Genomic DNA, 25,924 nt, shown 5'->3' with positions numbered 1-25,924 from the left:
CGGAAGGAACTAGCGGCCTTTCAATGACATTTATCGCTTATTGGAGCTGAGTACAAGCCGATTAAGCCTTCGGTCCGGCGGAGCGGACGTCCTCCCCGACCTCTCCGAACTGTTGAAAGTTTTCGACAAAGCGCGCTGCCAAATTTTTAGCCGTGCGGTCGTAAGTTTCCTTGTCCTGCCACGTATTGCGCGGGTTCAATACATGAGCGGGCACACCGTCAACATGGTCCGGGCACAGCAGGTTAAACACAGGATCAGGCGTAAATGCCGCTTGATCCAAACTGCCGTTCAGCGCTGCGGTCACCATCGCCCGGGTGTATTTCAGGTCCATTCGTTTGCCAACGCCGTAAGCGCCGCCGGACCAGCCGGTGTTGACCAAATACACACGCGAGCCGTGGCGTTTAATTTTTTGCTTCAGCAGCTCCGCATATTTACCCGGCCGAAGCGGCAGGAAAGGCGCGCCAAAGCAAGTCGAGAACGTCGCTTCCGGTTCGGTTACGCCGCGTTCCGTGCCGGCCAACTTCGAAGTGTATCCGGAAAGGAAATAATAAACGGCCTGCTCTTCGCTCAGCTTGGCGATCGGCGGCAGTACGCCAAAAGCGTCCGCCGTCAAAAAGATGATCGTTTCCGGATGGCCGCCTTTTCCGGGAATGACCGCATTCGGAATAAACTCAACCGGGTAAGCGGCTCTTGTGTTTTCCGTAAGCGAAATATCGTCAAAATCGGGAGAACCGGTCAACGGGTCGATGACCACATTTTCCAATACGGCGCCGAACCTTACGGCATTCCATATTTGCGGTTCTTTTTCCTGCGAAAGATTGACGCATTTGGCATAACAGCCGCCTTCGAAATTAAATACGCCTTGATCCGACCAGCCGTGCTCGTCGTCGCCGATCAAACTGCGGTCCGGGTCGGCCGACAGCGTTGTTTTTCCCGTGCCGGAGAGCCCGAAGAATAACGCCACATCGCCTTTAGCCCCCACATTGGCGGAACAGTGCATCGGCAGCACGCCTTGAAAAGGCAGCATGTAATTCAGCACGCTGAAAATGGACTTTTTCATTTCTCCGGCGTAATGGGTTCCGCCGATGAGCACAACCTTTTTCTCGAAAGACAACGCAATAAACGTCTCCGACTTGGTTCCGTCTGCGGACGGATCGGCCGTAACTCCGGGAAGCGCAATGACCGTAAATTCAGGCGTATGCGAATCCAGCTCTTCCGCTGTCGGTCTGACAAACAGCTGCCGCACAAACAAGTTGTGCCAAGCGTATTCCGTGATGACACGAATCGGCATTTGGTAAGAAGTATCGGCCCCGGCGTATCCGTCGAACACAAACAATTGTTTGTCGGCCATATAACGGATGGCTTTGTTGTACAAACGTTCGAATTGTTCTTCCGCAATCGGCTGGTTTACGCTTCCCCAATCGATATGTTCCATAACCGAAGGTTCCTGGACGATATATTTGTCCTTGGGCGAACGTCCGGTAAATTGACCGGTGGCAACGTTAAACGCGCCTGTCTCCGTCAGTTCTCCCTCGCTGCGGTGCAAGGCCAATTCAACCAGTTTGGTTGCCGACAAATTCCTAAGCACGTTGCGTTGACCCATCCCGGTGACCATATTTGCCTCTCTTTGTATATTGATCATGCTCATCGGTTCTCTCGTCTCCCATTCAAAAATATTGTTTGCTATATCAAAATCCGCTGACGGTTTGTTCAACATTCTTCACATCTGCCGCGATACCGGTGCCGGCCGGGCTGTTTCCTTCCTCTTCGCTGCGGCCGCCCGAGCACCCCTCTTTGCCGCATTCCACGTAATAATTGATGACCTTCTCGGTGTCAAGAGTACCTACAATATCTCCGCAATGCCTGCAAATCAGATTTCCCAACTCTACACGGCTGTAACTGCGTTCCATTTGTCAGCTCCCCTTTCGGCTACCAGTTTGGCCAGATCGACAACCCTGCAGGAATAAGCCCACTCATTGTCGTACCAGGCAAGAACCTTAATTTGATCCCCGTTCACCATAATCGACAATCCGTCAACAACTGCCGATTTGGGACAACCGATAAAATCCGCGGAAACAAGCGGGCTTTCAATATACTCCACATAAGGCTGATATGCCCCCGCCGCGGCGCTTTGAAACACATGCTTTACCTCATCGGCCTTCACCTTGCGCGAAACCTTCACCGTAAGATCGACCAAAGATACGTCTTGTGTGGGAACGCGCAGCGAGATGCCTTCAATGCTTTGAGCCAGATGCGGGATCACATCGACAAGCGCTTTTCCTACTCCGGTCGTTGTGGGCACAATCGACTGCGTGCACGCCCGCGCCCGGCGCAAGTCTTTATGCGGATTGTCGAGATGATTTTGATCGGATGTAAAAGAATGCACCGTTGTCATCCAGCCGCTTTCGATACGATAAGCGTCGTCCAGAATTCGCAGCAGCGGCGAAACGCAGTTTGTGGTACAAGAAGCGGCGGATAATAAAGCATGTTTCTCCGGATCGTACAAACGGTCGTTAACGCCCATGACCACCGTCAAATCCATCATCTTGCCGGGTGCGGTAATAATGACCGATCGCGCTCCGGCTTCTATATGCTTTTGCGCGCCTTCACGGTCGTTGAACTTGCCGGTGGCATCGATGACGATTTCAACTCCGAGAGAAGCCCACGGAATCATTTCCGGCTCGCGGTGATACACCACATCGATCTTGTTGCCGTTAATCAGCAGTTTGCCGTTCTGTACGCTTAAGTCGGCCGCCCATGTGCCGTGTACGCTATCGTATTTTAATAAGTGGGCCACCGTTTCCACCGGATATATGCTGTTTATTGCTTTTAATTGCTTGATCAAATCTCCGCTTTCAAAAATGCTCCTGATCAGCAGCCTGCCGATTCTTCCCATACCACTTATGCCAAGTCCTTTAATGATGTTCTCCTCCTTCATCATTTGCTGCTCCTTATATTTTGTATTGTACATCATATTTATTAAATAGTGTACACTATTTATTTAATTTGGGTGATAAAAAAGATTTATTTGTATTTGTGACACAATATTGAACGACTATCTTGTGGTTTGCGGTTAGGATCCTTGAACGTTCAACGGACCTATAAATAAGAATCAGTGTCTATAGCTTCTGAACGAGTGTGCTACAATAATGGAAACAAGGTTTGCCGGAAAATACCCTTTGGACAGCATCCATATTATTAACGAAAGGAGCATATCCGTGTTCGATAAAAACTCGCCGCTGCTGGCCACTCTTCCCTTCTTAAGTTCGGTTTCTCCCGCGGAGTGGGCGGAGGCCCGGCCTTTTAGCGTGACCTTCCCGGCCCAGGCCCGAATGTTTCAAAAGGAAGAGGCCGCAAGCTACGGCATGTTTGTGCTGCGTGGAACGGCCCGCATTACGTTGATCGAAGAAAGCGGCCGCGAAGCGGTCATTGCCCTGCTATCCGCCGGGGAAGTGTGCTCGCTGCTTGTTCTGAGCGGATTAAGCGGCCGCGACTATCCCGGCTCCATCATTGCCGAGACGGAGGTAGAAGCGCTGTTTATCGCCAAAAGCAGCTTTCTCCGCTGGGTGCAAGAGCATGAGCTTGTGCGCAGCGCGATTTTCGGCGGGTTGCTCGACAGTATGCTCCATATGGTCGAACATGCCAAGGCGAAACAGAGCGTTCCGCTGGAAACGCGGCTTGCCCGTGCGCTGCTGCGCCGCACTTCGGACAGCGCTCCGCTGCTGCATGCGACACATCAAGAGCTTGCCGCAGAGATCGGCTCCGTCCGCGAAGTCGTTTCCCGCGCGCTGCGGCGTTTTCAAACGAAAGGTTGGATCGAGTCCGGACGAGGGTGGTTGCGAATCATCCGTAGAGAGGAGTTGGAAAAGGGGTTTGGTGACTAGGTCACAGAAGGCGCGGCGGAACTACGTTAAGCTGTGGATACAGGCAAACTGATGTTAACCGGCGCTCAGCTTGACTGGCATGAAGCAAGAAGTTTCCGGTGCCAGTTTTTGCCGGCGCAGAAACTTAAGTTCTGCTTCCGACGCCAGTTTTTGCTGGCGCAAAAACTTTTAGGAGGTCACACTCATGATCCAACAGCTTCAACCGGGAAACGCCGCCCCGCTTTTTCAAACTGTCGACCACAATGGCAGCTCCGTTCGGCTGGAGCAGTACCGCGGCCGCAAAATGCTGCTCGCGTTTTTTCGCAACTCCGCTTGCGCGCTGTGCAATTTGCGGATGCATCGCTTGATTAGCCGTTATCCGCAGTGGCGGGAGCAAGGCCTCGACGTCATCGCTTTTTTCGAATCGCCGGAGACCAGCCTTCATGCTTATGCCGGCAAACAAGATGCGCCGTTCCCGCTGATTGCCGATCCGCAAGCCCGCATCTACAATTTGTACGGAGTGGAGGTTTCCGAGCAAAAAGTCCAGGCTACAATATCCGATACCTTCACCAAATCGGCCATAGCCCAAGCCGAAGCGGCCGGATTTAAGCTCACTCACGAGGAGGGCTCCAATTTCCACCGCATTCCTGCCGAATTTCTAATCGACGAAGACGGGATTCTGCGGGTCGTTCATTACAACCGGCTCATTACGGACGATTTGCCGCTGGAGACGATCGACCGGTTTGCCTCACAAAAGTAGCCGCCCCCATGCCGGAAGTTTCGCCATGTGCCTGAACTTGAGCAGCAGCAAAAAGCCGCCTGTCTTGACCTTTTGGTCATTCAGGCGGCTGCTTTTTTATCCGGTCGCGCCGCTAACGCAAGCTCGATGCACTCTTTCATTCGAAGCGCCGGCAGAAGCGAACAAAACTGTCGAAGCTTAAGTTATACTCATGAACGGCACCGTACGGCGATTCGTGTAGTTGATAGAAGGATAGGCCTAATTCGCTTTAACGGACCTCGGCTGGAGACTTCTAGTCGCAGTCATCATTGTTCCTAGTCGCATTCGCCGCATACATAACCCAATATGCGATCAGCCTGCCCCCTAATTACGAGGGACGGACGTGAGCGCCGCAATTTAAACAAAATTAGAGGTTTGCCAAATGTAATGGACATCAGCTACCTTATTTTGCCTACCATCTGTGGTTTCCTTGACTTTTTGAGCGAATAAGAGCGGCCATGTCCCTTAAAAAGTAAACAAAGTACTATTTTACCAAATAAGTACACTCAGGTCCGTTAGCTTCGGGCCGTGACGATTCGCATGAGAATGGTCTTCAGAACTGCCCATTCGGTGCCAACCTCATATTGTCCAGATGAAATCCCACAGGCATAGTATGTATATCCCCCGCCTGTTATGCCATTACGCATCACATGTGATTATTTGGGCACAGATGTTCCAGGCGAGCTTCGATTGGATCGCTTATCCAAGCCCCGGACATTTCATTGAAAGGTCGGTTTCCGCGCTTTACTTTCTTGCTTTTCGCCGAGCAAAAAATAATATCGTTCCTAGCGCAGCAACTCCAATTATTAGGATCCATATATACCGCTGCAACCCGTAAAATTCACCAGTAAGATTAGCCGTCTTAGTGGGAGCTTTACCTTCACCTAATGCAGCCAGATCCTCTTGCGCTTGACTTAACACATTCGTCCGATCGCATAGGATGGTTACAAGCAATTCTTTTCCGCCATACATCGTAGAGGGTTGGGCATATACTAAATATTCCTTATTTTTTTCGAACTTAAATCCGCAATCTCCTCCGCCGGTCCCCGTGTGAATCGTGATTTTCGATTCAGAACCGCCTTTCCATATATGGCTTACTTCGAATAGTGCGGCTTTCGTCAAACTTCCGTTCAAATGCCTCTGCTCCTTGAATTCAAGAACACGACCGGAAAAAACCGCTTGCGACCGATTGAACTGTGCTGCGACATCCTGGGGCTGAGCGCACGAACATGCATACACAGTCGATGGCTTGAAGCTCATCATAATGCTTAATACTAACACCGTCATCAAAATCAAACTTGTTATTTTTCTCATTAGACAGCCCACCTTTAACTTCGGCCATACAACAGACCACATAACTCTAACAACGGTCCGTATCTGTCAAATGTTGCAAGTCACTCTGAACTAATCTGCCCGCTAGCGCGAGAAGGCTGCGGCTGCTGATTCTTTCCATTTTGGAGCATCGTAAAAGGAGGCTGCCGTAAACCTACGGCAGCCTCAGTATATCCCTCTAGTTTGGCCTAACTCTTGCAAAACAAGTGGTATCGCGGCTTCCCTTCCCGGCTTTAATGACCACGGTTTATGTATTAAGCTATAATTTCAGGGCTGGCAACGGTTGGACAAACAAATTTCTCGATATATTCCACTACGAGCTCCGTACCTTGCTCATGGCTGACATAAGGCCGCATGGCCGGATTATACATCGCATCGGTCAAATCCCGGATGAGGATACACTTAAATCCCCAGCGCAGCATCTGCTTAATGCCAAAACTTCTGTTCAGGATACACATATTCGTGTGAACCCCGGCAAAAAGTAAAGTGGTAATTTGCTTTTGCGTAAATAAAGAGTATAACTTCTCCCCTTCGTCGCCGCATACAATATCCTTCGATGGGTCAATATGTACCTCAGGATGCTGTCTGGTCCATACGTTTTCATTGACTTTTCCGAAATTATTATTAGTGTCCGAACCGCCGTCCGAATCATCGATTGGCAATGGCGGAAACTGCAAGTCCTTCTCTTTGGGAGGCTGGATCGGCCGGGCCTCCAGCAATCTGTTTCTGGCCGGTGTATTATCGTAAAATTCCATCGTGTTGGAAGGCGCATGAACGACCAATCCGCCCAAATTCCTGATCCTTGCGTTAACCTCATTGATTTTCCCAAGCAATGGCAGCAATCGTTCTGCTGCGCCTCTGCACCAATGCAAATCCCATAAATCGCTTAAAATAATTGCCGTTTTGTTCATTTCAAGCACTGTCGGATTTTGCTCTTTCTTCCACACTAAATACCCTTGCGCATCGTGCGCCAGTTCTTGTGTCTGCAGCGTAACTCCAAGTTGATTCGGATTCTCGTTCATCTTGTTCTTCCCTCCCCGGACTTAAGCTTGATTAAGGGACTCCCCCTCTTCACGGTTGATGCCATGCGGGCAATTGCAATAAAAAAAGATGATTCCACGTGTGCAGGAATCATCTTCTGTCGGTTTATTTTGTATCCGCGCACCTATTTTACCATAAACTAGTTATCTGCGGGATCAATAATAATTTTTACATGAAATGTGGATTCAATTGAACCCGCCGTTTACGCGGATCGTCTGTCCCGTTATCCAATGGGCTTTGTCGCTGACTAGCAGATCGATCGCATTGGCGATGTCCTCCGGTTCCCCAAGCCGTCCGAATGCATTCATTCGGCGGAACGAATCAACCAACTCCTCCGACTTGCCGTTCAAGAACAGCTCGGTCGACACTTGTCCGGGCGCTATGCAGTTGATGATGATGTTCTTGGGCCCAAACTCCTTGGCCAATTGACGGGTCAACTGCTCGACTGCGCCTTTGGTCGCGGCGTAGACGCTGTATCCCGGCAGCATCGCACCCGATACGGAGGTCGAGAAGTTGATGATGGTCCCGCCTTGAGCCATATGTTTCATGGCTTGCTGGCAGGCAAAATAAGTTCCTTTTACGTTGACTGCGAAATGCCGGTCAAACATCTCCTCCGTTACATCCAAAATAGCCGTAGTTTCCATGATACCGGCATTGTTGACCAAAATGTCTACGCGTCCAAACCGCTTTATCGTTTCTGAGAACAACAATTCGACTTCGCTTACCTTGCTCACATCGGCGCCAATTGCAGCCGCTTCGCCACCCGACTGCTCAATTGTTTTGACGACCTCATCCGCTTTCTCCCGGTTCGATGAATAATTGACAACAACTTGCGCGCCGGATTTCGCCAATTGAAGAGCGATCTGCCGTCCAATGCCACGCGACGCCCCGGTAACGATTGCAACTTTTCCATGCAAACTCATATTTGTTCTCTCCCTTACCTATCCATTATTGGCCAACCTCAGTTTCTTTCGTGTTCGGCCTTATAGGCCCATTATAGTGAATGTTTGCAGCAAGCCGTTAGCTCATATCTGTTCAATCCTTGCCTAATCCTATTTTATTTGGCTATTATAAAAGTAAAGTATACCCTTTTCGGAAAGGAATTAGCAGACATGGATGAATCAACTCGAATGGAGCAAACTTTGCAGCAATTGGCTGATCTGATCCGCCGCCATGCTCCGTCGAACGGCACGCATCCGACGGCCGTATCCGCTTTGACGTTGATGCACGCCATACAGCCGTCGGAACCTATGGAGTCCGTATACAAGCCGTCCATTTGCGTTGTGGCGCAAGGGGCGAAAACAGCTACACTGGCCGATGAAACATATCGATACGATCCTTCCACTTACCTGGTTACTTCCGTCGAATTGCCGATCATCGGCAAAATCATCGAGGCTTCGCCCGAAATCCCGTATTTAAGTTTAAAACTAAGCTTTGACGCCGATGTTATCCTTGATCTCATAAAAGAAACGAATCATTCGGCTTCAGTCGCCTCGGAAGCATGCCGCGGCATCACCGTAAACAGGACATCCCCCGCTTTGCTTGAAGCTATTGTGCGGCTTATACAGCTGTTAAACACCCCAGAGGACGTTCCGATTCTGGCGCCGCTTGTCATTCGCGAAATTTTGTATCGCGTGCTTCAGAGCGAGCAAGGTGCGCTCATCCGTCAATTCGCAACGATTGGCACCCATGCGCATAACATCACCCAAGCGATTCAACGGATTAACCGGCAATACGACCGGCCGCTTGTGATTGAACAGCTTGCAAAGTCCGTAAACATGAGCGCCTCTGCGTTTCATAAACATTTTAAACAAGTAACGGCAATGAGCCCGCTGCAATACCAGAAAACGGTGCGATTGCAAGAAGCCCGCCGCTTAATGCTGACGGAAGCCGTACAAGCCGCCGATGCGGCCTTCCGCGTAGGTTACGAAAGCCCGTCCCAGTTCAGCCGGGAATACGCCCGCATGTACGGCCGGCCGCCGATGCTGGATGTTCAGGAGCTTCGCAATTCGATCGCAGCTTTTAATTCGCTTGGCTGATATGCGTAGAAGGAAATTCGAGCGTACCACAACAAGGCCCTGACATACATCGTCAAGGCCTCCCAAGGTTAAGCGCCATATTACGTCGGTAAAGCTCTTTTTTCAAAATGTCCGGCCGGATTTAGTTACGGCAAGGGGAAATATGCTTATGTTGCCCACTGCAATTGATCTTTGCTCCGCCCAACGACCAGATGGTTGTCCCCGTTCCCTTCAACCGAGCTTTGCGTCCACACACAAATACGAGCCAATCCTTGACTAGACATTGAAAAACGAGAAAATGCTCGGTGTATCCATCTTCCGGAGGAATGTAGACGGCAACGTCCGGTCCCGGAGAAGTTTCCTTTCCAGGGACCTTCATTACAAATTGGATTAGATTAAATCCGAGATGCGAAGCAAATTACGAATCATCACAGCAACTTCCGCTCGGGTAACATTAGCTTTAGGAGCCAGCATTTTGTCAGATCGACCGCTCACAACTCCCGCCAGAAAGGTTTCAAACACGTCTGTTTTCGCCCATGCGGCAATTTCATCCGCATCCGCAAACATTCGGATCTTTTCATTCGTATCTTGTCTATGCAGCTTATCTGTTAAACCGCTGATCTTCATGGCTCGGGCAATGATGATCATCGCTTGTTCCCGCGTAATCGAATCGTTCGGACGGAATATGCCGTCCTCGAGGCCATTGATAAGAGCATAGGCCGATGCCGTTTGAACTGCATCTTTATACCAGTCGCCGGTCTTTACGTCGCTAAATCGGGATTGACCGCTCTCCATTTTAAGACCCAGGCCACGGATCACACTCGCCACAAACTCTGCCCGAGTCATGTTCCGGTCCGGCATAAACGTTCCGTCCTCAAAGCCGTTCACGATCATCCGCGAACCCATATCGTTGACCGCCTCTTTCGCCCAATGCACTTCTGTATCGGAAAACACCACCGGATGCCAGATGACAGAGTAGGTGCTGTTGGTCAGGCTGTTGATCTTGGCGAAGTAACGCCCGTCGATCCTTACGAGTTTGGTCGGCACATGGCGAACGGTACCGTCTGAATCAACCACGATTGCAGTCGTAATCTTACTTGGGTCGACACCGTCGGGGATGGCGATTGTTCGCTCCACAAAGGCGTTAAACTTGCTAATTTCCACCGTCTGATCGCCGTATGTCGCCCGCACAGAGAACTCCAAAGCAGGAACAACCAATGTAAAGTTTCCATTGGAAGCTGCCTGTTGAACGATGTGAACGATCTCCTCCTTCGGTTTGGCGATCTCTATCTTCACCTTGATGTCCTGCAGCTCAACATTGCGGCCCAGACTTCCGGACACGGAATCAATGTTGATTTGCTTCGCAGGAAGGGTGTATGCAGCGGTGTCGGTACGGATTTCCACAACTGCCTGTTGACCCTCCATATTTTTAATCATCTGTCCATTCAATTCGCCGATCACGACAGCCGATTGCGTTTGAACCGGAATCGTAATGACCGCGCCTTGTCCCTCCGCCGCCAGAAGTTGTTCCAGCTTTACGGAATCGACGATGATTGTTGTGACAGCTTGCCCATTCAGGTTGTCAGTGACGACCGTCCCGGCTTGTTCGACTTTTCCGTTAACCAACACTTCGGCTCCGCTTTCAGCAACCGGAACCGGGGCCGAAACCGAACCTGAGCCACCTGAGGATGTCCCGCTCCCCCGCACCAGCGGTGTCACTGCATTGGAAGCGGCCGATACCGCTCCGGCACCCGCGCCGTTAACGGCTTTAACCATGAACGTATAGGACACGCCGTTCGTCAAACCGCCGACCACGATGGGGCTGGCGCTTCCGACGGCAACAATGGCTTCAGGCACGGAAGTCACCTCGTAGCTTGTGATTGCACTGCCTCCGTCATCGCTTGGCACCGAGAAGCTGACAATGGCTTGCCCGTTGCCTGCCACGGCTTGTACCGCAGTCGGAGCGCCCGACACGGTGATGGGCACGGCACTCACTTCATTCGAAGAAGCACCCTCTACTCCGGATTGTGTTGCTCTCACAACAAAATAGTAGGTCGTTCCGTTGCTGAGACCGCTCACTACTTTGCTATAGGTGACGCCGCTCACTGTTTCACTGTAGGTGGCGCCGTTCACCGTCGCTGCCGGCGTACCGTACGTTCCCGTGGCCGTACGCTGGTAGATGTTGTAGCCGGCTGCGTTCGTCGCGGCGTTCCAGGTCAGGCTCACCTGCCCATTTCCCGCCACAGCGGGCGCCAGTGTCGGCGTACCCGGCAGTTCTGCTTGCGGAGTGGCGTTTGCTTCGTTGGAATAAGGGCTTTCGCCCGACGCATTGCCCGCCTTGACGGCAAAATAATAGGTCGTGCCGTTCGTCAGATTGACAGCCTGATAGCTCAGCCCGGTCAATGCCGTGGCCAAAGGCGTCGAATCGTAGTTTCCGGCTGCCGTTCCGGAGTAGACGTTATAGTAGGTGGCTCCCTGAACCGTGCTCCAGCTTAGCGACACCTGCCTATCGCCCGCCGTAGCGCTCAGACCAGACGGAGCGGCCGGAACCGGTACAGCCGATACGCTGACTTTGCCGGCCGTCACTGTCTTCTGCAGCTCAACTGATTTCTTATCTGTCATCGTCAACTGCGCCTTGTCGTTCGGATCGTCGACCGTCAGCAGATAATCGCCCGGGTTGGCATTTGCCTTAATCTTAAGGAAGATCGTAAATAACTTCTGCGGAGCTTCAATCGGCCGGGTTTCGCCTCCACCGTTAATCCAGATCACCTTCAGCTTGCCCGCCGCATTGTCGAAAACGGAGTCGAAATAATCTCCGTTAGCCCCGGTAATCTCCGTTACTTCGAGCGCAGTCGAATCATAAGCGATTTGCGCGCCGTAAGAACCGACGCCCCGCGTCGCTTCTTCCAATTTAACCGGAACTGCGACCGTATCCCCGGGGTAACCGCTGATTTCGCCAATGCCAAGCGTCGCCGATCCTGTTACCGCGATCTTGCCATCGACGTTCTGAGTCTGCTGCGTGACCAAGTCAATGACGGTACTTGATGCAAACGTTACGTTTGAGTCGCCCAATACGGCATCCGCTTTAATCGTGAAATGCATCGTAAACAGATTTTGTTTCGCCGTGATCAGGTTTACCGCAACAAAATTAACTCCGACCACTCCGGATGTCGAGGTGTCGGGCATAAACAGATCATTGCTGTCAAAACTCGATTCGTCCGTAACCGCTCCGCCACCCGCAACCGGTTCAAGCACGGCGGGATCATAAGCTATGCTGAGATTGTAGTACTGAATGTTGTGCGAGCCCGGGTCTATTGTAACGGGCACGTTGACCTGCTCCCCCGGCTTTCCCGACACGGCGCCGATTTTAAGCGTAATGTCGGGAGCATTATTTGCGCCGGCGATCGGAGCGCCGGAAACGAGCAAACTTATCAAAAGCAGCAGAGCCAGTAAACTGCTGCCTAAACGCCTGGTTCGCCGGCCTGTTCGCTGATTCATCATTGTGCCACCCCCAGGTAGAGGTTCATAAGCATTCTGATATCCATGGCGTCAAGCTCGCCGTCATTGTTCATATCCAATATCTGAAATTCCGGGCCCGACTTCGACAAGACAAGCTGCCCGTTCATATATCGGGAAATATACAGCCCGTCCGCCGGAGTGACCAGCCCGTCGCCGTTCACATCCCCTTTTCTTCTATTGACCACCTGAGTGACCGTAAACGTCACATTCGTCATATGATCCGCCGTCACCGTCACCGTTGCCGTGTAGGTGCCGGCCGCCAAGCCGTCCTTGGCTTTGATCGTTAAGCCGGAATCCGATGCCCCGCTGTTCAGCGAGCCTGCCGGCGGGGTCAGCACAAAATCGGCCGCATTCGCGCCGCTCAAAGCTGCTGTCAAATGGGTCAATTTGCCGGTACCCGTATTGGTTAATATGATGGTCTTGACTTCCTGCGTATTCGCCGAATAACCCTCGGCCAGCACGGATGCTGTCTTGTCCGTAATGGCGCCGAGGGTGTAAGTGGCATCATCCTGGAATGTCATGACCGTAGCGGCGCCCCCGCTTCCATCATCCGAATAAGCGACATACGGGATATTGCCGTCCAAAGTCAGAGAAATATAAGTTGCCTTATTGGCGGAAATGTCCGAATCGCCCACCTTCACCCAATCCGTTCCAACCAATTTCATGACTTTTGCCTTAGTTCCGTTTCCAAAGTCGGTGAAAGCAATATACAGGTCCCCATTATTATTTGTCGCAAACGAGTTAAAAGCACCGTTACCGGAGCTCAAAAATCCGCTCCCCACGTATTCCCACGATGTACCGTTGTAACTCTTGACCTCTGTTTTATTACCGTTTGAAGAGTCTGTATAAGCGATATACGGTGTCCCATTGACGAAGGTCAAAACAACGTGGGACACGTTGTCGTTCGAAACCGCAGGTCCCACCTGTACCCAATTCGTCCCGTCAAACATTTTGACTGTCGCTCTGCCCCAGTCTCCAAGGTCGCGATAAGCCATGTAGGGGGTTCCATTATTCATCTTTAAAGAAATGGTGTCCCCATAAGCGAATTTCGGAGTTCCTACCGGCACCCAGTTGGTTCCGTCAAACCTCTTAACCGTTATTTTCTGGGATGTTGACTCTAAATCTGAATACGCGACATAAGGCATCCCGTCTTTCATGGCGAGCGAAGTGGAGTTGGTTGAAACGGTGTCAATGGCTGCGGAGCCGACTGGCACCCAATTGGTTCCGTCATACGTCATCACCGTCGGCCACCCGCTTGAAAATGCGATGTAAGGAACCCCCTCCACGATCGCCAGGGAAGAGCGAGTAATTCCTGCGGTTGAAAACCCTGGAGTCCCCACTTGCACCCATCCGGTCCCGTCATACTTCATAACCGTAGCTTTGTTGCCGACATTCGCATCGCGATATGCAATATAAGGGACCCCATTGTCTACTGTCAGTGATATGTCAGTCGCTTTTCCGGAGCTGAATCCTGCAGAGCCTACAGGTGCCCAGCTTGCAGCCGCCTCCGTCGGTTTGGCCGGGAAAGCGAAAACAGATAACGCTGCTGCCAATGCAATACTCATAATGACAAACTTCCAATTTCGCAAATAAACCACTCATAGATTCCCCTTTACTTATTGACTTCAGTAAACTTCTGATTCAACCATCATACCTCTTGCTCTCATCCTCCGATCTATCGATTGAAACTTTCACGTGCTTCATTATACACATCCGCTCTAAACAGATTCTGAACATTTGTGAAGCGTAAAGGGGAACCTTGATATTGCTGTATTTTATTTATGGTAATTTGTGGAAATTTGTGAGATGAGTCATTATACACGTGTGGTTCGGATGACAGAACAGGATACGTGCGGATTCAGCCACCAGCCAGGCAGACGGATTTAAATAAAGGCCGTACCGGCAAGCGGTCTCGGCCTGCGCGTGGCCGCGCTGTTATTCTGATGCTGGTTCCACATGGCCTCCAGCAATTGGGAGTGGATTTCATGAACGCGGGCAACCGTTTTTTTGCGTCTCGGCAATAAAATGCCGCCCGCCATCCTTGATAAAATCGGGGTAACACATACACACCGCCGGATCGTCGCGAACAGCAACTCCGCATAGTGCGGAACCGTCCATAAGTGGCCTCCGTCGCGGCTGCGAATGAACAAATGAGCTAATCTTCACGGAAACACCACCAGATTAAGCGCGTTCCGGCATTTCCCCCATGCTAATCAACCATTGTGCCGCCTCCAAAAGATTCTCAGCAACATAATCGGGCGGCGCCTGATCGTACCATTTATCCCGGTAAGTTTCTAAGGACGGTTTACCCCAACCGGTCAAAACAAGAATTTTCTGGGCCCCGACAGCCGCCGCCGCGAGCATATCCGTTGAGCCTACATCGCCAATTACCGCACATCGCGCAAGATCCAAGCCGTGTTCTTGCGAAGCTTTGAGAAGCATGCCGGGTTTCGGTTTATGACATTCGCAGCCATCATCCGGCTCATGCGGGCATATGTACGCAGCATTAAAACCGCAGGCTTCAAATTCATCCCTAAAATCTTTTTCCGACGCCATACCTTTTGTGATGTTGTGCTGATTCGTCAGCGCAAAGATCTTAATGCCGCGATCTTTTAATAAACGCAATGCTTCGAGCGAACCGGGATACGGTGTGAAGTCCCTAGGGTGAATAAAACGTCCGGTCCCGCCAATAGTGCCGTCACGGTCCACAAACACAGCCTGAATCGGTTTCATCGCAAATACGCCTCCTTAAGATGCATAATAAGCCCACTTAACTCAAAACATCGCAAACGGATCAACGCGCAAACCCGGCAAATCCAGCATATGCGGCGTATCTTCCAGTTCGAGCAGCTCCAACGCCAGCCTGTGATACGAAATCGCATCCGCCTCTCTGTCCATAAGCAGCAGCAAGGCAATCATCTTGCCGTGAAGCCGCACTTCCAGCGGCTGCAGGCGGACCCACTTTTGCAGCGGTTTCAGCGCAATATCAAACCGCTTCTGCCTGACATAGGTATCCACCATCACCTCAAGCAGCCCGGCGTACCCCAGTTCAAGCTCCGCTTGACGAGGCGCCGCCCAACCGTAACCGCTGCCCTCCAAATAACCGTCTCCGTATAACTGAATCGCCCGCATCACATGCGTGATCGATAACGTTTGCCGGTACAGCCGGCACTCTTCCTCATATGCGGCAAGATCGTCAAACGCAACGTTCCAGCTTATCTGATAACTGCCGCCCGCCGTTTTCGACTGTTCCAGCACGCGGGGCAACCCCGCGGCCTCCAGATCTTTTCTCAGCTGATAGACGGTGGAGTGCAGGTTAACTTGTGTCCGCGCCGCATCGCGGCCATACCACAAATCGTCCATGATCTTGACTTTGCTGACAGGCCTTCCCCCATGATAATGCAAATAAGCGAGCAGCTCCCTGCTCTTCGAGTTGCGGAACCGCACCGTTTCCCCCGCTTCCGTCGTCACGGAAAAAGGCCCGAAACTGCTTACGGAGATGCCGCGTTCCGGTTGTGCTTGCTGCATGATGCGGCTGCTCCGCTTTTGGCAGCGGTCCAGTGTCCGGGCGAGGTCCTCTCTGGCGATCGGCTTGAGCAAATAGTCGATAGCCTCTACATCGAAAGCGTCGCGTGCATATTCCTCATAAGCCGTCAAAAAAGCGATCTGGATTTCAGGACGAACAGCCCGCAGGCGGCGCGCCAGCTCCAGCCCGTTCATACCGGGCAGCTCCATATCGAGCAGCGCCAGATCAATCGGCCCGGGCATTGTCAGCACATGATCGAGAAAAAGCTGGCCGCTTTCGAACAGGCCGGCGACCTGGACTTCGTCGAACGTTTGCAGGAGCGCACCCACTCTTCTTAAGGCAGGCGGCTCATCGTCTACGGCAATGACATGAATCAAGATCGTTCCCTCCTCCATTCCTTGCCCGCGGCAGGCGGAATGCGTACCGTTATTCGGGTGCCGGCAGCCCCGCTGCTGATGTCCAGCCCTTTGCCATACAAACGAAGCAGCCGCTGATGAATGTTTTTCAGCCCGACTCCTCCTTCCCGTCCGGCTTCCTGCGCAAGCAGGTCCTCATGGGGCGCCGCAATGCCGACCCCGTCGTCTTCCACGGCAATCACCGTGTCTTCGCCGTCCTTGCGAACGGTTACGGTCACGGTGCCGCCTTCGTCTTTCCTCGTGACGCCGTGCCTTACGGCATTTTCCACCAACGGTTGTATCGACAGCGGCGGGAGCAAGCAATCGGCGCTGTCGTCCACCTCGATGCGAATGCGCAGCCGTTTTCCGAACCGGGCTTGCTCGATGCGCAGATAAGCGTCCGTCAGCTCCAGCTCTTTGCGCAGCGGAACAAGCCGTTCTTTATTTTTGAAATCGAAGCTGCCCCGCAAGTATCTGCTCAGCTGCAGCAGCAAATTGTGTGCGGTCTGCGGCTCCTCCAAGGAAAAAGTGACGATCGTATTTAAGGCGTTGTATAAAAAATGCGGCTTGATCTGCGCCTGAAGAAATGCCATTTCCGAACGGACCGCCTCCTCCGCGGAACGCTTCATCTGCAGCAGCGTTTGCGCTCTGGCCCGCAGCTCATATGGATGAAACGGCTTAGTCAGGAAGTCGTTGGCACCCGCCTCGAATCCAAACATCACATCTTCCGGTTCGCTGCGCACCGTCGTCAGCAGCACCGGCAGCTCGGAAAGCGCATGCGTTTGGCGAATTGCCCGGCACGTCTCGTATCCCGACAATCCGGGCATCATGACATCCAATATCACAAGCCCGACAGGACAACGGCCGCTGCTCAGCAGTGCAAGCGCCTCTTCTCCGCCCGACGCCGTAAATACCTCGTAAGGTTCGTCTTTTAAAGCGGCCATAATGACGCGCAAATTAACCGGATCGTCGTCGACGGCCAATATCCCCTGTTCCGGATTGGCGGTAAGCCCCGGAACACGTGTTTCCGCCGCAGTCTTCGGCCATTCCGCGGGCAGCCGCGCCGCTGCCGCGCCATCGTCCGCCGCCGGCCGAAATTCGGCGGTTTGGTCGCCGCTTTCCTCACTGACGGGAAGCGTAAACGTAAAAACCGAACCTTTGCCAAACTCCGACGCAACCGAGATGGTCCCGCCGTGAAGCTCCACCAGCTGCCTGGCGATGCCCAGGCCAAGCCCCGCTCCCCCGTACTCCCGGGCCACGGACGTGCCAAACTGCTCGAACGATTGAAAAATGATCTCTTGTTTTTCCGCCGGGATTCCAATGCCCGTATCGGCAACCGCGATATGCAGCATATGTCCGGATGCCTGCGCCGAAACCTTGACCTCCCCGGCAGGAGTAAATTTGATCGCATTGCCGATCAGATTGTACAAAATTTGCAGCAGCCGCCTTTCGTCGGCAAACGCATGAGGCAGCGTCTCCGGCCATTCCAGCCGCAGCGTGACCGGCTTGCTGCCGATGTAGTGGCGGAACACCTCCTGCTGCGCCGTGACGACCGCACGAATGTCGACGGATCTTGGCTGCAGCTGGATGCCTTTATTTTTCAAGCGGGACAAATCCAAAATATCGTTGATCAGGTTCGACAGCCGGCGGGCAACCGAAACGACGCCTCCCAGCTGCTCGCGCTGAATCCCGCTGAGCGGTCCGTATTTTTCTTCGGCCAGCGCCTGGGACAGATTTAATATCCCATGCAGCGGCGTCTTCAGCTCATGTGATGTGTTGGCCAAAAATTCGTCTTTCATCCGGTTCATCGCCATCAATTCTTCGGACATCGCCCCAATGACGCGGAAGGCGTTCGTAAACCGGCGAGCCAGCTCCATCGCTTCAATAAAGACGAGCAAAATATAGCCGTAAGGAACAAGCTGCAGATCGATCCATACAATTTGGCTGTTGCTGTACAAAATATCGTGAACGGCCGCGGCCATAAAAACAAGCCAGCCAAAAAGCTGCAACAGCGCTCCGCCACGCCCCCGCCATAAAGCCAGCGAAAACCCGTATATAAAATAAGCCAGGCACACAAGCGATACCAGCTTGTAAACCCACAGCAGCGATGTGAACATTTCGGCCGGAAGCAGCACAACCGTGCCGATGAAAGCGCAACCGATCCAAGCGAGCGTTTTGATAAGGGAGCGGTTAAATTCCTGAGGGAACAGTTCCCTCACGAACAGCAGAGCCATCGTAATGCCGCCGTAATAAGTCAAATACTCAAGGCGAATGATCAGCCCAATGTCCACGGCCGGAAAAATGTCGACAAGATAGATACCGCCCACAACCCATTGGCGGACGGCGCCAAGCAAACAGCAGACGCCGAAATACAACGTCGACCGCTCTGCGTGACGCAGCAAAAACACCATCATTTGATACAAGCCAAGCAGCGCCCCGCCGCCAAACACCGCCATATCGATCATCCATTGCCGCTGCTTCATGTTCAGCATGTCGCGTTCGGTGCCAAGCGTCATGCTGTACCAGATCCCGCCTTGCGGATAAATGCCGTTGGCGACTTGCACAAACAGCTCAAATTCCTTGCCCGGAGGATCGAATGCGACCGTTTTCGGCGCATAAGCGGCATGGACTTGCGAGCCGTCGGCGGCAATCTCCCCCGTTGCGGCGACGACACGCCCGTTGATGACAACTTTGTAAGCCGGCGCAATGGCGGGAATGTGCAAGGCGAGTGGTCCGACAGTCTCCGACATGAGCACTTGAAGACGATATGTCGCATAATCGCGGCCCGGCATGCCGTAGCCGGTCCATACGCCGGGCACTTTCGCCAACAGCTCAGGCCCGGCCGCTCCACCGTCTGCGGATGAAAGCAGCCGCTCCCGGTACAACGACCATATGCCGTTAAGGCGCACCGTTCCGTCCGTATCCAGACTCCAGCCGCGCAAATCCAACACACCGTCTTTCGCCGCCGGCTCCGCCTTATCGGGAGAGAGCCAATAGACCGGCAGAGCCAAAGCGGCGGACAATGCAAGTACAATGGCAAATAAAAAGGCAAACCGGATTCGCCTGCTTTGAAGCATGATCCACCACCATCGCCTGGAATAGCCGTTTGATTTCCGAATCGTAAGACTCAACAGCAGTTTACCTCAAGGGGTTCTGGTTGGCAAACGGAAGTTGCCGCTCAAGCCGCATGCCTCTTTCTCCCGGCAATCGCCCAAAACAGCAGAGCCGCAGCGCTCACCGAAGCGCCCAGCAGGCAAACGCCGCTCCAGCCCCACCGCGCATACACCATCGTCGAAGCAATCGAACCCGCGGCGCTGCCAATTGAATAAAACATCATATAACCCGCCGTCAAACGGCTGCGCGCCTCCGGACGCAGCGCCAAAATCGCGCTCTGGTTCGTTACGTGCACCGCTTGAACGGCGAGGTCCAGAACGATCACCCCGGCGACAAGCGACGGCAGCGAATGCCCGAGTTGGCCGATAAGCAGCCATGAGCCCAACAGAAGGATTAGTGCCCAGCCGGTTGTACGCCGACCCAATCCACGGTCGGCCAGACGCCCGGCTTTTGCCGCGGCAAAGGCTCCCGCCGCACCGGCAAGGCCAAACAGCCCAATCGCCGTCCGCGACAGCGAATACGGCGGCGCGCTGAGCGGCAGCACCATGGAGGTCCACAATATGCTGAACGCAGTGAAAATCAGCAGGCAAAGCACGGCGCGGATGCGCAATTGAGGTTCCTCGGCGAACAAAACAAACAAAGACCGCACCAGCCGCGTATACGATACAGCCGCTTGCGCCCGTATTGTACGGCGCGGCAGCACCTTGAGCAGCACGCCGGCCATACACAACATCAATGCCGCAGAAACTAAATAGACCGTACGCCAGCCGGCAAGTTCGGACAACATTCCGGCATAAACACGCGCCAGCAAAATACCTATGACAACACCGCTGGTCACCGTCCCGATCGCACGGCCGCGCGCCTCCGGCGGCGCCAAATCTGCCGCAAAGGCGACAAGCGCCTGCACGACGACGGCAAACAACCCAACAGCGGCCATTCCCGCGAGCAATACGGCTGCGTTAGGCGCTGCCCCGACCGCAAGCAATCCGAACACCGAAGATACCATCATACCGGCAACAAGCTTTCTGCGGTCGAACAAGTCCCCCAAGGGCACCAGCAGCAATAACCCGATAGCGTAACAAATCTGCCCGGCGGTAACGATAATGCCCACATAAGCGCGGCCGATGGCGAATTCACCGGCAATTGCTTCTAGCAGCGGATGCGCGTAATACATGTTGGCGACGGCAAGCCCGCAAGCGACGGCAAACAAAAGCGCAATGGAGCGAGGCAGCCCTGCCGCCTGTTCCGCAACGGCTTCTTGCGTGAAGTTTGGGGGCTGCATGGGTTTCTCCTTTTTGGCAACATCTGCGCAGGTAAGCTGATCTCTTGGCCGTTCGCAGGTTTCACGTTCAATTTCCGGCTTCAACATAGGCTCACTCTCCTCCAAAATAAAAAAATTACACCTAATTATTTACCAATCAGTATGTTATTTTTAAGAAAATATATCTATAAATTGCTATGATGTCAATGGAATTGACAAAATCCGTATTATTAAAGTAAAATATTTTCAATACTGATCGATACGAAAATGTTTGAAAAAGGAGGCAACCTAATGGGACGAATCCGCGAATTTGATGAGCAGCACGCACTAGAGGCAGCCATGCATTTATTTTGGGAGAAGGGTTATGAGGCAGCGAGCTTAAGCGACTTGACGGCCGCTATGGGCATTCAGAGGCCAAGCATTTATTCGGCATTCGGAGATAAGAAGGAGCTGTTTGAGGCCGCTTTGCGCAAATACAATCAGCAGCACGCCGCCAATGCCAGATCGCGTTTTCAAAAAAACACATCGGTTAAAGCCGCGTTCCGCGCTTATTTTGAAAGCATCGTTTCCGAAGACGGCCACCGGGGCTGCTTCTGCATCAATACGATGGTCGAACTCGCACCTCATGACGCCAAATTTGAAATCATTACAAGAGAACATCAGATGTATTTGAGCGCGATTTTTCAAGAAGCGATTGAGAGGGGAGTACAAACAGGCGAACTTCGCGCCGGTATGGATGCAAAAGCTGTGGCTCAAACGCTTGTGGTGGCGCTGATCGGCTTGACCGTAATGATGAAATCGCGGCCCGAACGGTCATTTGCCGAGCGAGCAATCGAAGTTCATCTGTCACTGCTCGGGTAAACCGCTTGGCGCTTGGCGTGTATGGGCACAAAAAAATAAGAGCGGATCAACGCTCTTATCGCTTTGGTTCTATTGATGACAACATGTTCCGGCGGGTAATGTTACCCCTTCAAGCTGCCCGTCGAAATCCCCTCGATCAAATACCGCTGGAAAAAAATAAACATTGCAAACACGGGCACCAGCGACAAAATTGACATTGCAAACAGCGACCCCCACGAATTGCGGCCCATGGAGTCGGTGAACATCCGGAGCGCCAGCGCAATCGGGAACATTTTGATATCGCTGATATACAGCAGTTGGCTGAAAAAATCGTTGTATGTCCATATAAACGTAAAAATCGAAGTTGTCATCAAAGCCGGCACCGTCAGCGGAATGATCAGGTACCAGTACATCTTGATCGGCCCGCAGCCGTCAATTTCCGCAGCTTGGTCCAGCTCTCGCGGCAAAGAGCGGATAAACTGCACGATCAGGAAGATGAAAAACGCTTCGACTCCGAGAAATTTCGGCAGCACCAAAGGCAAATAGCTGTTGATCCATCCAAGCTTGTTAAACATAATGTACTGCGGAATAACCGTAACGTGAAACGGCAGCATCAGCGTTGTCAGCATGACGGCAAAAAACAGTTTGCGCATAAAAAACTGCAGGCGGGCGAACGCATAAGCGGCCATCGAACAGGAAATCAAGTTGCCTATGATACAAAGCGCGACGAGATAAAACGTATTGATAAAAAAGGTGCCGAAGGTGTATCCCGAAAGCCCCCTCCAGCCTTCGATGTAATTGTCAAAGGTAACCGCCTCGGGAATAAGCGATGTATTGCGGAATATTTCCGTGTTGTCCTTAAACGAGCTGACAAACATCCACAGCAGCGGGTAAATCATAACAAGACATCCGGCGATAATGAAGGCGTGCAGCAATATCCTCGACGATCTGCTCATGGACAAAGGGAATCACCTCTATTCTTGATAATACACCCATTTGCCGGATGTCACGAAAATGAGCGAAGTAATCAGCGCGATCGTCAGCAGCAGCAGCCAAGCCATCGCCGCCGCATACCCCATCTCGAACTGGGCGAAGCCCTTCTGGTAAAGGTACAACGTGTAATACAGCGTCGAGTTCAGCGGTCCGCCCGAGCCGCCGCTGACGATATAAGCCGACGTAAACGCTTGAAAGGCATGAATGATCTGCATTACCAGGTTAAAAAAAATGATCGGCGTCAGCATCGGAAACGTGATGCTTGTGAACTGCCGCATTCGGCCTGCTCCGTCGATCGTCGCCGATTCGTACAAATCTCCGGGAATCTGCTTGAGGCCCGCCAGGAAAATGACCATCGACGAGCCGAACTGCCATACCGCCAAAATGACCAGCGTATACAGCGCCGTGCTTGGCGTCGCGATCCAGTTCATGCCCTCTTGGCCGAAGGAGCGCAATATGCCGTTGATCAGGCCGTCGCCGCCGAATATTTGCCGCCACAACAGCGCAATCGCTACGCTGCCTCCGAACAGGGAAGGCACATAGTAGATCGCCCTGTACACCCGAAGGCCCCTGATTCCGCGGTTCAACAGCAGCGCGATCGACAAAGCGAAGGCGAGTGCAAGAGGCACGCTGAAAAATACATACTTCAACGTTACGCTGACGCTTGTCATATATTTTTTGTCATGAAACATTTCGATGAAATTGGCCAGCCCGATCCATTTCGGCGCCGAAAACAAATCGTATTTGGTAAAGGCGAGATACAGCGAAAAACCCATCGGGAAGGCGCTTAAGCCGATTAAACCGGCCAGCCAAGGGGTTATAAACAAATAGCCGACCCAGTTGTTTTTGCAAAAGGTTTTTATGGCATTCATACATTCACTCCCAACACTGCGGGCGAACGGCGACTTATACCGCACCGCCGGAGAAAGCAGGAGAAGCCGGAGAAGCCCCGCCCCATCCGGGAGGGCCACTGAAAAAGCAGCTTAAGTGAGCGAAATCATGCTGGAGAAGCGCCAGCGTTCGCTTTTGTCCCCGAATTTCACCAGCTGCAGCAGATATCATTCAAGAAATTCGGGGACAATTGGCGATCGTAAGTATGATTCGCTCATGCAGCTCTCACTTTATCAGTGGCCTCCCCGTCCGGGAGGCGTCGTTTCCATCCGCCCGCAAAATAAATTTCCGCTTACACGTCCGCTACTTGTTTAAAATCGCCGCCGCTTTGTCGACAAAATCCTGCGCGCCCTTCTCAATCGTCGATTGGCCGAAAGCGATCGATTGGGCGGTTTCCACCAGCAGCGTGCGCACAGCCCCTTGACCGGCAGGAGGAAGCGGCAGCTGGCCTGCGGTTTTTAAGCTTGTTTGGATCGCATCGATCGTTTTTTGCTCGGGCGGCGAAAGCAGCGGCTTAATCAAATCGTTGGCTTTGCTTGAGCCAAGCGCGCCTTGCTCCAGCTTGAATATTTTCACGACCTCTTCGTTGTTGACGAAAAAGTTAATGAAGTCGGCGGCTTCTTTCGGATTTTTGGATGAGCTTGTTACCGCGAGATAGGCGCCTTCGATAAACTCCCCTTCTTTCCCTTGCGGGTCAAGCGGCCTGCGAAGGGCGCGGACTTCACCGTCCTTGATGTAGTTTTGGTACAGCGGAATTTGGTTAAACGGGAAGACGGCAAGAGCGACTTTGCCTTTGACGAACAATCCCTGGTCCAGCGATACGTTGATATATTGTTCGGTCGTTGCCGCATCGGGAATCATCTTTGCCTTGCGCAGCTGGTCCCAAAGCGAGAACCACGCGACCATGTCGTCTTTATTTACGCCGAGCTTGCCTTCGGCGTTAAACAGGTCTTTGCCCCGCTGCCGGGCGAACACTTGCACGCCGGTAATATCGTTGCTGCCGTCGACCGAAGCCCACACCCCGTTATCTTTGATCGCTTTTTGCAGCTCGGCGGCTTTCGCCTTAAAGTCGTCCCACGTCCAGTTGTAGTCGGGATACTTTACGCCCAATTTGTCAAACATCGCACTGTTGTAATTCCAGCCGGTCATCGTGACGCCCTGCGCGACCATCACCGTTTTGCCGTTGACCTTGCCGGCCTCCTGAACCGCCGGCGGGAAATCCTTCAGATTGATCGCCCCGCTGGTGACATACGGTCCCAGATCGATCAGCGTATTGCGCCGAGCATAATCGGCCACATAAGTGGCATGCATGCCGATAACGTCGGGCGCGTTGTTACCCGCGGTTTGCGTGGCCAGTTTATCCCAATAATCGTTAAAGGAACCGAACTCTCTGACGATTTTGACATTGGGATGCTGCTTCTCATACAGATCGGCGATCGCATTGTATTTCTCATGCCGTTTGCCGTCGCCCCACCAGGCGAACCGGATCGATACCGGATCCTGCTTTTTGGCTTCGGCCGGAGCTGGCGCAGGAGCGGGAGACGCCGGAGCTGCCGGGGTGCTCGCGGAACCGGTTCCCCCGGAAGCGGCCGGCGCTGCAGGCGCAGGGGCGGAACCTCCGCCGCAGGCCGTCAAGCCGGATACAAAAATAACGGAAGCCAATACGGAAAAAACCGCTTTCATTTTTTTCAATGGAACCCCTCCTAAAAGTTTTCAATAGAAAACCGGCGGTGAATGCACAGGCTGTCAACTCTCCCCTTGTCTTCCGTTTTCCTGCGCTTTCAGCGGCCTCGTTTGTGCCGGATTGCCGATGTCCGTTGGTTCCTTCTCCGACGACTCAAATCGCCCCAAATCCGGCTGCAGTTCTTCGGCCGCACTCAGCTCAAGCCGGCGCAGCTTGGCGACTCTGCGGCGAAACTGCTCCTCCGTGCTGAACTCGGCCTGCAAGAAAGCTTTGACCAAATCTTCAGCAAGCCACGGTCCGATAATTTGCGCTCCGATGCACATCACGTTCACATCATCGTGCTCCACACATTGATGCGCGGAATGGACGTCGTGGCAAACGGCGGCGCGAATGCCGGGAATTTTGTTGGCGGCGATCGCCGCGCCTACCCCGGTGCCACATACCATGATGCCGCGTGCAAATCGGCCGCTTCGCACCGCATCGCAGACGCTGCGGGCGATGTCCGGAAAATCGACCGGCTCCGTCGAACCGCAGCCGAAATCGGCAATCTCACTGCTCAGTTTTTGCAGAACCGGCAGCAGCGCAACCTTCATTTCATAACCGCAATGATCGCTTCCCAGCGCAATCCTCATCTTTCATCCCCTCGTTGTTGTCAGGTTAAGAACAGCA

At 52.9% G+C, this 25,924-nt stretch carries 21 protein-coding genes; 4 read left to right on the top strand and 17 right to left on the bottom strand.

Features of this window, described 5'->3' with window-relative positions; genetic code table 11:
* Positions 1–61 precede the first annotated feature (61 nt).
* The 3 genes from pckA to gap are packed head-to-tail and all read right to left on the bottom strand — an operon-like array spanning position 62 to position 2,971.
* A complete protein-coding gene (pckA, locus tag EYB31_RS11265; RefSeq protein WP_131013539.1) occupies positions 62–1,642 on the bottom strand; it encodes a phosphoenolpyruvate carboxykinase (ATP) in 1,581 nt (526 codons plus the stop codon).
* Between the two features lie 46 nt (positions 1,643–1,688).
* Positions 1,689–1,910, bottom strand: coding sequence for a GapA-binding peptide SR1P (locus tag EYB31_RS11260; RefSeq protein ID WP_131013421.1), 222 nt, complete (start codon positions 1,908–1,910; stop codon positions 1,689–1,691).
* Positions 1,886–2,971: a type I glyceraldehyde-3-phosphate dehydrogenase gene (gap, locus tag EYB31_RS11255; RefSeq protein WP_240762344.1), complete on the bottom strand. Its 1,086-nt coding sequence runs from the start codon at positions 2,969–2,971 to the stop codon at positions 1,886–1,888. The genes EYB31_RS11260 and gap overlap by 25 nt, the downstream gene beginning before the upstream one ends.
* A gap of 178 nt (positions 2,972–3,149) precedes the next feature.
* Here gap and EYB31_RS11250 point away from each other — a divergent pair, with 178 nt between their 5' ends.
* On the top strand, positions 3,150–3,884 hold the full coding sequence (locus EYB31_RS11250; protein ID WP_131013420.1) for a Crp/Fnr family transcriptional regulator: 735 nt from the start codon (positions 3,150–3,152) through the stop codon (positions 3,882–3,884).
* A 184-nt stretch (positions 3,885–4,068) separates the two neighbouring features.
* Positions 4,069–4,623 (top strand): redoxin domain-containing protein, encoded by a 555-nt coding sequence (locus tag EYB31_RS11245; RefSeq protein ID WP_131013419.1) that lies wholly within the window; start codon positions 4,069–4,071, stop codon positions 4,621–4,623.
* A gap of 762 nt (positions 4,624–5,385) precedes the next feature.
* On the opposite strand, the gene EYB31_RS11240 is transcribed toward EYB31_RS11245, so the two are convergent.
* The 3 genes from EYB31_RS11240 to EYB31_RS11230 form a co-directional block, all read right to left on the bottom strand.
* Positions 5,386–5,955, bottom strand: a complete 570-nt coding sequence (locus EYB31_RS11240; protein WP_131013418.1) for a hypothetical protein — start codon at positions 5,953–5,955, stop codon at positions 5,386–5,388.
* Positions 5,956–6,227: 272 nt separating this feature from the next.
* Positions 6,228–6,995, bottom strand: a complete 768-nt coding sequence (locus tag EYB31_RS11235; RefSeq protein ID WP_131013417.1) for a cysteine hydrolase family protein — start codon at positions 6,993–6,995, stop codon at positions 6,228–6,230.
* Positions 6,996–7,199: 204 nt separating this feature from the next.
* Positions 7,200–7,937: an SDR family oxidoreductase gene (locus EYB31_RS11230; RefSeq protein WP_131013416.1), complete on the bottom strand. Its 738-nt coding sequence runs from the start codon at positions 7,935–7,937 to the stop codon at positions 7,200–7,202.
* A 189-nt stretch (positions 7,938–8,126) separates the two neighbouring features.
* On the opposite strand from EYB31_RS11230, the gene EYB31_RS11225 reads away from it, so the two are divergent.
* Positions 8,127–9,053: an AraC family transcriptional regulator gene (locus EYB31_RS11225; RefSeq protein ID WP_131013415.1), complete on the top strand. Its 927-nt coding sequence runs from the start codon at positions 8,127–8,129 to the stop codon at positions 9,051–9,053.
* A gap of 369 nt (positions 9,054–9,422) precedes the next feature.
* On the opposite strand, the gene EYB31_RS11220 is transcribed toward EYB31_RS11225, so the two are convergent.
* From EYB31_RS11220 to EYB31_RS11190, 7 genes are all read right to left on the bottom strand, one after another.
* On the bottom strand, positions 9,423–12,533 hold the full coding sequence (locus EYB31_RS11220; RefSeq protein WP_131013414.1) for an S-layer homology domain-containing protein: 3,111 nt from the start codon (positions 12,531–12,533) through the stop codon (positions 9,423–9,425).
* Positions 12,530–14,116 (bottom strand): dockerin type I domain-containing protein, encoded by a 1,587-nt coding sequence (locus EYB31_RS11215; RefSeq protein ID WP_131013413.1) that lies wholly within the window; start codon positions 14,114–14,116, stop codon positions 12,530–12,532. The genes EYB31_RS11220 and EYB31_RS11215 overlap by 4 nt, the downstream gene beginning before the upstream one ends.
* Positions 14,117–14,434: 318 nt before the next feature.
* Positions 14,435–14,572: a hypothetical protein gene (locus EYB31_RS40185; RefSeq protein ID WP_165452344.1), complete on the bottom strand. Its 138-nt coding sequence runs from the start codon at positions 14,570–14,572 to the stop codon at positions 14,435–14,437.
* A 160-nt stretch (positions 14,573–14,732) separates the two neighbouring features.
* Positions 14,733–15,284, bottom strand: a complete 552-nt coding sequence (locus EYB31_RS11205) for an HAD-IIIA family hydrolase (protein ID WP_131013411.1) — start codon at positions 15,282–15,284, stop codon at positions 14,733–14,735.
* A gap of 42 nt (positions 15,285–15,326) precedes the next feature.
* Positions 15,327–16,454, bottom strand: a complete 1,128-nt coding sequence (locus EYB31_RS11200; RefSeq protein ID WP_165452343.1) for a response regulator — start codon at positions 16,452–16,454, stop codon at positions 15,327–15,329.
* Entirely contained in the window at positions 16,451–19,549 is a 3,099-nt protein-coding gene (locus EYB31_RS11195; RefSeq protein ID WP_131013409.1) for a hybrid sensor histidine kinase/response regulator, read from the bottom strand. The genes EYB31_RS11200 and EYB31_RS11195 overlap by 4 nt, the downstream gene beginning before the upstream one ends.
* 101 nt (positions 19,550–19,650) lie before the next feature.
* Positions 19,651–20,868 (bottom strand): MFS transporter, encoded by a 1,218-nt coding sequence (locus EYB31_RS11190; RefSeq protein WP_131013537.1) that lies wholly within the window; start codon positions 20,866–20,868, stop codon positions 19,651–19,653.
* A 270-nt stretch (positions 20,869–21,138) separates the two neighbouring features.
* Between EYB31_RS11190 and EYB31_RS11185 the strand changes: the two genes are divergently transcribed.
* Positions 21,139–21,708: a TetR/AcrR family transcriptional regulator gene (locus EYB31_RS11185; protein WP_131013408.1), complete on the top strand. Its 570-nt coding sequence runs from the start codon at positions 21,139–21,141 to the stop codon at positions 21,706–21,708.
* Positions 21,709–21,809: 101 nt separating this feature from the next.
* On the opposite strand, the gene EYB31_RS11180 is transcribed toward EYB31_RS11185, so the two are convergent.
* The 4 genes from EYB31_RS11180 to EYB31_RS11165 form a co-directional block, all read right to left on the bottom strand.
* Positions 21,810–22,643: a carbohydrate ABC transporter permease gene (locus EYB31_RS11180; RefSeq protein WP_131013407.1), complete on the bottom strand. Its 834-nt coding sequence runs from the start codon at positions 22,641–22,643 to the stop codon at positions 21,810–21,812.
* Positions 22,644–22,661: 18 nt separating this feature from the next.
* Positions 22,662–23,552, bottom strand: a complete 891-nt coding sequence (locus EYB31_RS11175; protein ID WP_131013406.1) for a carbohydrate ABC transporter permease — start codon at positions 23,550–23,552, stop codon at positions 22,662–22,664.
* 322 nt (positions 23,553–23,874) lie between these two features.
* Positions 23,875–25,254 carry an ABC transporter substrate-binding protein gene (locus tag EYB31_RS11170; protein ID WP_240762342.1) on the bottom strand — a complete coding sequence of 460 codons (1,380 nt, stop codon included), beginning with the start codon at positions 25,252–25,254 and terminating at the stop codon, positions 23,875–23,877.
* Between the two features lie 63 nt (positions 25,255–25,317).
* Complete coding sequence (locus tag EYB31_RS11165) at positions 25,318–25,887, bottom strand: RpiB/LacA/LacB family sugar-phosphate isomerase (RefSeq protein ID WP_131013404.1); 570 nt, start codon at positions 25,885–25,887, stop codon at positions 25,318–25,320.
* Positions 25,888–25,924: the final 37 nt, after the last annotated feature.

The organism is Paenibacillus thalictri (assembly GCF_004307995.1).
Taxonomy (GTDB): Bacteria; Bacillota; Bacilli; order Paenibacillales; family NBRC-103111; genus Paenibacillus_AF; species Paenibacillus_AF thalictri.
This window is presented reverse-complemented; position numbering and strand designations above follow the sequence as displayed.